Source organism: Methylomonas methanica (assembly GCF_001644035.1).
Taxonomy (GTDB): domain Bacteria; phylum Pseudomonadota; class Gammaproteobacteria; order Methylococcales; family Methylomonadaceae; genus Methylomonas; species Methylomonas methanica_A.
Genome location: NZ_LUUG01000130.1, coordinates 1 through 8,215 on the forward strand (window position 1 = coordinate 1; position 8,215 = coordinate 8,215).

General features: G+C 53.0%; 10 protein-coding genes and 1 other RNA gene. 3 read left to right on the forward strand and 8 right to left on the reverse strand.

Annotated elements, in window-relative coordinates; all coding sequences use genetic code 11:
• From A1332_RS22975 to A1332_RS22985, 3 genes are all read left to right on the forward strand, one after another.
• On the forward strand, nucleotides 1–385 hold a 385-nt coding region (locus tag A1332_RS22975; RefSeq protein WP_231890399.1), incomplete at its 5' end, for an energy transducer TonB.
• 15 nt (nucleotides 386–400) lie between these two features.
• Entirely contained in the window at nucleotides 401–1,081 is a 681-nt protein-coding gene (locus tag A1332_RS22980) for a MotA/TolQ/ExbB proton channel family protein (protein ID WP_064010727.1), read from the forward strand.
• 4 nt (nucleotides 1,082–1,085) lie between these two features.
• The gene (locus tag A1332_RS22985; protein ID WP_033157489.1) at nucleotides 1,086–1,496 is read left to right on the forward strand and encodes an ExbD/TolR family protein; all 411 of its coding nucleotides are present in this window, start codon (nucleotides 1,086–1,088) and stop codon (nucleotides 1,494–1,496) included.
• 86 nt (nucleotides 1,497–1,582) lie between these two features.
• On the opposite strand, the gene rimK is transcribed toward A1332_RS22985, so the two are convergent.
• The 8 genes from rimK to A1332_RS26385 form a co-directional block, all read right to left on the reverse strand.
• Nucleotides 1,583–2,473 (reverse strand): 30S ribosomal protein S6--L-glutamate ligase, encoded by an 891-nt coding sequence (gene rimK / locus A1332_RS22990; RefSeq protein ID WP_064010728.1) that lies wholly within the window; start codon nucleotides 2,471–2,473, stop codon nucleotides 1,583–1,585.
• An 18-nt stretch (nucleotides 2,474–2,491) separates the two neighbouring features.
• Entirely contained in the window at nucleotides 2,492–3,166 is a 675-nt protein-coding gene (gene mtnC / locus A1332_RS22995) for an acireductone synthase (RefSeq protein WP_064010729.1), read from the reverse strand.
• Nucleotides 3,163–3,720, reverse strand: coding sequence for a 1,2-dihydroxy-3-keto-5-methylthiopentene dioxygenase (locus A1332_RS23000; RefSeq protein WP_064010730.1), 558 nt, complete (start codon nucleotides 3,718–3,720; stop codon nucleotides 3,163–3,165). The genes mtnC and A1332_RS23000 overlap by 4 nt, the downstream gene beginning before the upstream one ends.
• Nucleotides 3,717–4,343: a methylthioribulose 1-phosphate dehydratase gene (locus A1332_RS23005; RefSeq protein ID WP_157204092.1), complete on the reverse strand. Its 627-nt coding sequence runs from the start codon at nucleotides 4,341–4,343 to the stop codon at nucleotides 3,717–3,719. Before A1332_RS23005 ends, A1332_RS23000 begins: the two co-directional genes overlap by 4 nt.
• A 33-nt stretch (nucleotides 4,344–4,376) precedes the next feature.
• Nucleotides 4,377–4,726, reverse strand: an RNA gene (gene rnpB / locus A1332_RS23010) — RNase P RNA component class A.
• 531 nt (nucleotides 4,727–5,257) lie between these two features.
• Nucleotides 5,258–5,659 carry a Cu(I)-responsive transcriptional regulator gene (cueR, locus tag A1332_RS23015; RefSeq protein WP_064010732.1) on the reverse strand — a complete coding sequence of 134 codons (402 nt, stop codon included), beginning with the start codon at nucleotides 5,657–5,659 and terminating at the stop codon, nucleotides 5,258–5,260.
• A 69-nt stretch (nucleotides 5,660–5,728) separates the two neighbouring features.
• A complete protein-coding gene (locus A1332_RS23020; RefSeq protein ID WP_269454673.1) occupies nucleotides 5,729–7,438 on the reverse strand; it encodes a copper-translocating P-type ATPase in 1,710 nt (569 codons plus the stop codon).
• 3 nt (nucleotides 7,439–7,441) lie between these two features.
• Nucleotides 7,442–7,942, reverse strand: coding sequence for a cation transporter (locus A1332_RS26385; RefSeq protein ID WP_064010734.1), 501 nt, complete (start codon nucleotides 7,940–7,942; stop codon nucleotides 7,442–7,444).
• Nucleotides 7,943–8,215: the final 273 nt, after the last annotated feature.

The window sequence follows — 8,215 nt, forward strand, 5'->3', positions numbered from 1 at the left end:
GCCTGTTTCCGAGCCGCAACCGACGCCGGTAACCAGTACCGCGAACAGCACACCGGTGACGACTACGACAACCAGCACTACCGCGACCAACGCCGAGCAGTTTACCGAAGCTAATTTTCGGGCCAACTACGCCCACAACCCCAAGCCTGAATATCCGATGATTGCTAAAAGCCGCGGATGGCAGGGCAAGGTGATGTTGCGGGTGCAGGTGTCGGCGGAAGGCTTGAGCGATTCGGTGGCTGTCGAACATAGCAGCGGCCACGAAATGCTTGACGAATCGGCGGTGGAAGCCGTGAAAAAATGGAAATTCATTCCGGCCAAACGCGGCGAAACGCCGGTGGCCAGTTCGGTGATTGTGCCAATAATTTTTACTTTGCGTGAATAAAAATCGGAGAGATTAATGCCCTACCATATAGCCCCGGAAGCGGTTATCGACGCTACCCTTTACACATTGCTGGCGTTTTCGTTGATAACGTGGACTTTGATTTTTTTCAAAATCTGGCAGTTTGCCAAGAATAATTATTACAACAAACAGTACAACACCGCTTTTTGGGACGCTACCGATTTAAAAGCTGCTGAACAACTGCCTCCGGAAACCGCGCGCGGCCCGAAAGCCCGCATCGCCGGCTGCGGATTTGCCTGGCTGGCGGAGATGACGCACCCGGAAACCTGCACCAGCCTGAAGTTTCGTGGCTCCCCACAAGACTTGCTGGAACAAACCCTGCGTAAACAGACTCAGGACGAGCAACGCCGGATGGAAAGCGGCTTGACCATGCTGGCCAGTATCGGCAGTACCGCGCCATTCGTCGGCCTGTTCGGTACCGTGCTTGGCATTATGCATGCCATGCACGACATCAGCGCCAGCGGTTCGGCCAGTTTGGACGTAGTAGCCGGGCCTATCGGCGATGCATTAATTGCCACTGCTATCGGTATCGCCGTAGCCGTACCGGCAGTGTTGGCCTATAATTTCTTCCAGCGTCGCGCCAAGCACCATCGGGCTTCGCTGGAAAATTTCGTCGAGGGTTTTCTCCACATCGCCTTCGGCGACTCAAACATCAATACCAGTAAAAACAAGGATTAATTACATGGGATTTAAAACAAACTCAGACGACGACGGGCCGGTTAGCGAGATTAATGTTACGCCACTGGTAGATGTGATGTTGGTGTTGGTGATTATCTTGTTGGTCACCGCACCGTTGTTGACCCAATCGGTCAACGTGGCTTTGCCGAAAACGGCCTCCACTACGCCGGATTTGGAAAAACAGCCGATGCAATTGGGTATCGACGCGCAAGGCGCCGTGACCCTGAATAAAAACGCCGTGGCCGATTTAGCGGCGTTGGATACGACGCTAAGGAACGAGTTGGCCGGCAACCCCGAGCTAATCATTCATATTTATGCCGATCAAGGCGTGAATTACGGCAAAGTTGCGGAAGTGATGGCGACAGTGCAACATGCCGGTATTTCCAAACTGGCATTTGTGACACTGGAAAAATAGACAATATCGGCTGGGTTTTGTTTGCCCAACCCGCGCTCTACCCTCGAACGCTTTAACTATTCTGTTTACTAAATCCGGGTCGCCGATTACCCGGATTTATTTTTCCCGACATTCTTTTCAATATATTCGATCATCAAGCCGGCAATATCTTTGTCGCTGGTCTTTTCTATGCCTTCCAAACCAGGCGAGGAATTGACTTCCATCACCAAAGGTCCGCGTTTGGAGCGCAGCAAATCGACGCCGCAGACATTTAGACCCATGATTTTCGCGGCGCGTACCGCCGCTGAGCGTTCCTGCGGAGTCAGCCTGACTAGCGTGGCCGTGCCGCCACGATGCAGATTGGAACGAAACTCGCCTTCGCGGCCTTGGCGTTTCATCGCCGCCACTACCTTGTCGCCGATCACGAAGCAGCGGATGTCGCTACCGGCTGCTTCCTGAATGAATTCCTGCACCATGATATTGGCGTTTAGGCCCATGAAGGCCTGAATCACGCTATGCGCGGCGTTATGGGTTTCGGCGAGAACGACGCCTATGCCTTGCGAGCCTTCCACCAATTTGATCACCAGCGGCGCGCCGCCGACTTCGGCTATTAGATCTTCGATATTGTCCGGGTTGTGAGCAAACGCAGTAATCGGCAAGTCGATGCCCTTGCGGGCCAGCAATTGACTGGAAGCGAGCTTGTCGCGGGAGCGGCTGATCGATGCAGAGTTATTTAGCACGAAGGTGTTCATCACCTCGAACTGCCGCAAGACCGCCGTACCGTAAAAGGTGATAGACGCGCCGATACGGGGAATGACCGCATCGTAACCCACCAGATTTTCGCCCATGTAATGGATAGACGGCTTCATCGAGGTGATGTTCATATAACAATGAGTCGGATCGAATACCCTGGCCTCATGGCCGCGAGCGGCGGCGGCTTCCAGCAGCCGGACGCTGGAATACAGCGTCGCGTCGCGCGACAGGATTGCTATTTTCATAGACAAATAGTGCCGCGTTTACAGATGAATGCCGTCAAAATCGCTGACTTGAACATGTTCGGCGCCGGCATCTGGCGCCTGCTCGCGCACCAGCCAGCAGGTAGCCAAGCCGGCCTGACGGGCAGCGTCCAATTCGTCCTTTATATCGGACAAAAAGAGGATTTGTTCGGCCGGCAAACCAAGCTCCGCGGCAATACGCTCATAGGAAAGGGCTTCCTTCTTTCCGCCAATGTGCGTATCGAAGTAACCGGAAAATATTGGCGTGAGATCGCCGAAGTCGCTGTACCCAAATAACAGCTTTTGCGCCTGCACCGAGCCGGAGGAATAGACATACAGCTTATAGCCCAGGCCAAACCAATTTCTTAGGTTGCGCACGGCATCTTCGTAGACATGGCCGGTGAAATCGCCGTTACGATAGCCATCCTGCCAGATCAAACCCTGTAAGGATTTTAATGGCGTAATTTTTTGATCGGTATCTATCCAGTGGATAAATTGCGCGATTAGCGCCTCCTCATCCAGTTCGCCGCCGGCAATTTCCTTGGCCTCAGCCAATAGTGGCTTTATCTCGGCTTGCGCTTGACTGCTTCTAATAAAACCCGGCAAGTGCGCGCGGGCATACGGAAACAACACATCCTTCACAAACGACAGCGACGACGTCGTACCTTCGATATCGGTGACGATGGCTTTTATCATAACGTCGTCAGATATTGGTCCAGCGTCGGAAAACTTTCCGCAATCGGGTTGCCGGTAAACTCCGCCACCCAGCCGTCTTCGGTCGTGAATAACCGGATGCATTTAAACGCCGGAGTTTCGCCCATATCGAACCAATGCGTGGTGTTGGCCGGCACGCTAATCAGATCGCCTTGCTCGCACAGTACCGCATAAACCTGGTCTCCCACATGCAGATAAAACAGCCCTTTGCCTTCCACGAAGAAGCGCACTTCGAAATCGCTGTGGGTGTGTTCGGCTAAAAACTTCTGCCGTAACGCATCTTTATTCGGATGATCGGAGTTCAGGCTAATCACGTCCACCGACTGAAAGCCGTATTCTTGTTTGAGTTTGTCTATCGAACTTTCATAAGCCTTTAATACCGCCTCGGCATCGTCCGCCGCCGCAAATTCGCAATCGGCGTGCCAGCGTTCGAACTTTACGCCAATGCCTTGTAGTTGTTCGGCGATGCCGGCAAAGTCGCGAAACGTATTGCCTTGTTGCGGTTTATCGGCGGGGTAAAGGGTTAATGCGCTCATAATCGTGTTACTCCATGTAGGCGAATTTCAACATCAAATAAAAATTCCAGTGCTTCCAGGTGACGCAAGGCGTCGTCTACGGATGCGCCCCAAGTATAAAAACCGTGACCGGCGATAATATAGCCGTAAACAGCATGGTCATGGCGGTCCAGATAATTTTCCACCTTGTCGGCCAATCGAGGAATGTCCTGATCGTTGCCGAAGATGGGAATGGAAATGCGGGTTTCGTGGGTGTTGATGCCGGTAAACGCCTTGAGTAGTTCGTAATCCTTCAGCACGATCTCATGCTTGAACAAACGCGCCGTCAACGTGGCGTTGATGGAGTGCGGGTGTAACACCGCCTGCACGTCAGGAAAACGTCGATAAATCGATGTATGCAACAGCGTTTCTGCAGACGGTTTCTTACCATCCAACGACCGGCCTTTGCTGTCGATCAACATGATGTCGTCGGCTTCTAAACGGCCTTTATGCCGGCCGGACACAGTGATAGCAATATTGCCGTCGCTGAGTTTGGCGGAGAAATTACCGCTGGTAGCGGGTACCCAGCCCTTGCCGTCGATGAAGCGGCCGGCGGCAATCAACTGATCTGCCTTGCGGAAAAATTCGTCGGTTTTTGCTGTCATGGAATGTTTTGCGGATTGCAAAAGAAAAAGAAGAGAAAGAGTTGGCCTGTAAGCCGGGTTCTGTCGTGAACAGCCATTCATCTAGGCGTCAGATCACTCTGACGCTCAAGCAATCTACCCAGGAGCAACGCGGGCCACGCCAATGCTCCTCTATTTGATCTTGCTCCGGGTGGGGTTTACCCTGCCACACCTGTTACCAGTTGCGCGGTGCGCTCTTACCGCACCATTTCACCCTTACCGGGTTCCGAAGAACCAGGCGGTATATTTTCTGCGGCACTTTCCGTAGGCTCACGCCTCCCAGGCATTACCTGGCACCCTGCCCTATGGAGCCCGGACTTTCCTCCCTTTTATTTACATAAAACGGCGACTGTTCGGCCAACTCTGCTGACGATTATACAGGCAACGCCGAAAAATAGTGTACGACTACCACGAAAGGATAAAGGCGCCGAATGGGGTCTACTAGTTTAAGTCAGGCGTAACGCCGATCTCGCCGGTTTTTTCCTTAGCACCAAACCCGCTAATCCTGGCGAGGGGGCTATTAAACTCGTCCGCAAACCTTCTGCAAACTTATGCGGATTGTTGACGGGTTCCAAGTTCATGTCATCCCGTTCAGTACGTTAGGCTGTGTTCGGCCAATACCTGCCGGTCAAGGTCACGATCTAATTTTAACTGTTAAAGGCATCCGACACCCGTTTGAGTGTCCGGATTTAGGCGAGCAAATAGAAATTATCGCTGCGTCACTATGGCCATTAAGAGACAATCAGTTTTTTACAGCAATGACAGGTGTAGAGTTTACAACCACCGTTCAATTACTTCGTCATATGTAATAGGGGACATAATTTAAGTCGGTTCAGTAATTGTGAATTACTCGATAGTTTTACCGAACAGAACAAGAATCCCGAGTTCGAATAGCTTTAAGCCATCTGCTGGCCGAGTACCAATGTATCGATAATCGGACAATCTGGTTTATTGTCCCCGCTACAGGTTTGCGCCAACCGGGCCAGAATGTCGCGCATTTCAGTCAATTCGGCAATGTGTCGGTTCAAATCGTCGACATGGGATTGGGCCAGCGCTTTGACATCAGCGCTGGCCCTCGCCGGGTCTTGCCACAGCGAAACCAGATCGCGGATTTGGTCCAGCGAAAACCCCAGACCCCGAGCTCGTTTGATCATTCGCAACACCTGCAAATCGGTATCGTTGTAGGTCCGGTAGCCCGATACGGTGCGTACGCTTTTTCTGATCAGTCCGATACTTTCGTAGTGACGAATCATTTTGGCGGATACGCCAGTCATTTTCGAAGCTTGGCTGATATTCATCGATCACTCTCCAACATGGATGTACACAGCGTTGCGGGCGGCAAGTTCACCGTCCGCAAGCAGGTTCGGTTAATGCCTGACGGATTGCAAGAAGCCGGCGGGTTTCCAAGTCCTCAGCAATAAGGCGTTGCCAATCACGCTCAGCGAACTGAATGCCATCGCCGCTCCGGCCAGTTGCGGGTTGAGTAAACCCAGAGCCGCCAATGGGATGGCAGCGAGGTTGTAACTAAACGCCCAAAACAAATTTTGCTGGATTTTGCGGTAGGTTCGCTGTGCAATATCGAGCGCGTCACCTACCAGTATAGGGTCGCCGTGCATCAGCGTAATGCCGGCAGGCTGTTTCGCGATATCGGTGCCGGTCGCCATGGCAATGCCGACGTCGGCGGCCGCCAGTGCCGGCGCATCGTTGATGCCGTCGCCAACCATTGCCACATGGTGTTTATGCTGTTTCAGCAATTCCACTTGATAGGCCTTCTCCGCCGGCAATACTTCGGCAACTATGTCACTGATGCCTAAAGCCTGGCCGACTGCATTGACGCTGCCGCGATTATCACCGCTCAACAATACGGTTTGGATATTCAATGCCTGTAATTTTTTGATGGCAGGATATGCAGTCGTTTTGAGTCGGTCACCAAAGGCCATCATGCCAAGCAATCGTTTTTGCGGCGCGGCCATCGCCAGCCAGGACAACGTATTGCCGGCAAGCTCCAAGGCTTGGGCACGTTCCGCCAGCTCACCTAGATCAATGCCCAATTCAGACATCAAGCGGCTATTGCCCAAACGCAAATCTTGGTTATTCACTCGTCCGGATAGCCCTCGTCCAGGCAAAGCCGTGACGGCATCTACCGGCAAGGTTTGAATCTGTAACTCATTTGCTGTTTTGAGTACGGCCTTTACCAAAGGATGCTCGCTACCAGTTTGCAGCGAAGCGGCCAGCCGCAACAAGTGTTCGCGGTCGATACTCAACGGTACGGCTTCGACCAGATAAGCTTTTCCCTGCGTCAAGGTTCCGGTCTTGTCGAATATGACCGTGGTAATACGATGGGCGACTTCTAGCACTTCAGGGTTTTTGATCAGGATTCCGTGGCGGGCGGCAATACCGGTGCCGGCCATCAGTGCGGCAGGCGTTGCCAAACCCAGCGCACAGGGACAGGCGATTACCAATACCGATACGGCGTTGATAATCGCGGTTTCCATGGCGGCACCATACAACCACCAGCCTAGCCAGGTCATCAAGGCAATGGCTAGTACCGCCGGCACGAACCATGCGCTGACCTTATCCACCAAATGTTGAATCGGCGCCTTGGCCAACTGTGCGTTCTCGATCAAGCGAATCATTTTTGCTAATGAAGTCTCTGCGCCGACCGCATCGGTATGCACCACCAACAAGCCTTCGCCGTTGATGGCGCCGCCAGTCACTTTATCGCCGGGTTGTTTGGCGATCGGCATGCTTTCGCCGGTAACCATCGATTCGTCGATACGGCTGCGGCCGTCGGCGATGGTGCCGTCGACCGGGATACGCTCGCCGGGGCGGACGACGACCAAGTCGCCGACGCTGACGGTTTCAATCGCAATTTCCAACTCTCGCTTGCCGCGATTGACACGAGCGACTTGCGGTTGTAGCGCTTGTAAAGCAGTGATCGCCGAAACCGTTTGCCGCTTAGCCCACGCCTCCAGCCATTTACCGGTCAACACCAAGCTAATCACCACGGCTGACGCCTCGAAATACAGATGCGGCGCCATACCGCCAATCCGGTTTGTCAATTGGTAAACGCTCAAGCCCTACGCCGCACTCGTACCCAAGGCCACCAGCAAATCCATATTGCCGGCACCGGCTTTGAGTGCCTTCCAGCCCACCCGGTAAAAACGCGCGCCCAATACGAACTGGACCGGTGTCGCCAAACCCAGTTGCAACCAGCCCGGCAGTGAAACTTGAGTACCGAAAGGCTCGAGTAGCATCGGTGCCAGTAACGGTAGCGACAATAGCGCCGACATCACCACCGTCAGGCCGTCTTGAGACTTTGGTTTGCTTGCCGGCCACTCCGGTTTGACGGAAGCGCGATAACCGGTCGCCGCGACTTCTCGTATCAGTAAGTCGGTATCCACTGAGCCGTCGCTACGGATAAGGGCGCTTTCCGTGGCTAAATTTACGCTTGCTTGCTGTACGCCGGGGATCTTATTCAGCGCCTTTTCGACACGCCCTGCGCAGGACGCGCAGGTCATGCCCTCTATCGACAAGTAAACCGTGCGGTCTGCCAGGTGGTTGGAATTGAAGGTTTTCATGATCAAGTCTCCTGTTGTAATTGACTGTGATCAAAGTGTTCGGCTTACCACGATGGGAAGGTCAATAGTTTTTTTGCTTTTTTAGTTACTGGCATTTATTAAAAAAATTGATAGAGGGAAAGATGCAAGGCTCTATCCAACTGGTTTATCGACGATGGCATAAATCACATTGGCTGAAATCTCGGTAACCGATTGACTTGCCAATTGGTGGAGATTGGCCTGCTTCACTTTCTGTAACTGTTCCCCATTCAATTGCTCCAAGGTGCCCCGATA

Coding starts and splice junctions, on each gene's coding strand:
- A1332_RS23000 (WP_064010730.1), bottom strand. CDS start 3,720: ATGAGCGCATTAACCCTTTACCCCGCCGATAAACCGCAACAAGGCAAT.
- A1332_RS23005 (WP_157204092.1), bottom strand. CDS start 4,343: ATGACAGCAAAAACCGACGAATTTTTCCGCAAGGCAGATCAGTTGATT.
- rimK (WP_064010728.1), bottom strand. CDS start 2,473: ATGAAAATAGCAATCCTGTCGCGCGACGCGACGCTGTATTCCAGCGTC.
- A1332_RS22985 (WP_033157489.1), top strand. CDS start 1,086: ATGGGATTTAAAACAAACTCAGACGACGACGGGCCGGTTAGCGAGATT.
- A1332_RS26385 (WP_064010734.1), bottom strand. CDS start 7,942: ATGAAAACCTTCAATTCCAACCACCTGGCAGACCGCACGGTTTACTTG.
- A1332_RS22980 (WP_064010727.1), top strand. CDS start 401: ATGCCCTACCATATAGCCCCGGAAGCGGTTATCGACGCTACCCTTTAC.
- mtnC (WP_064010729.1), bottom strand. CDS start 3,166: ATGATAAAAGCCATCGTCACCGATATCGAAGGTACGACGTCGTCGCTG.
- cueR (WP_064010732.1), bottom strand. CDS start 5,659: ATGAATATCAGCCAAGCTTCGAAAATGACTGGCGTATCCGCCAAAATG.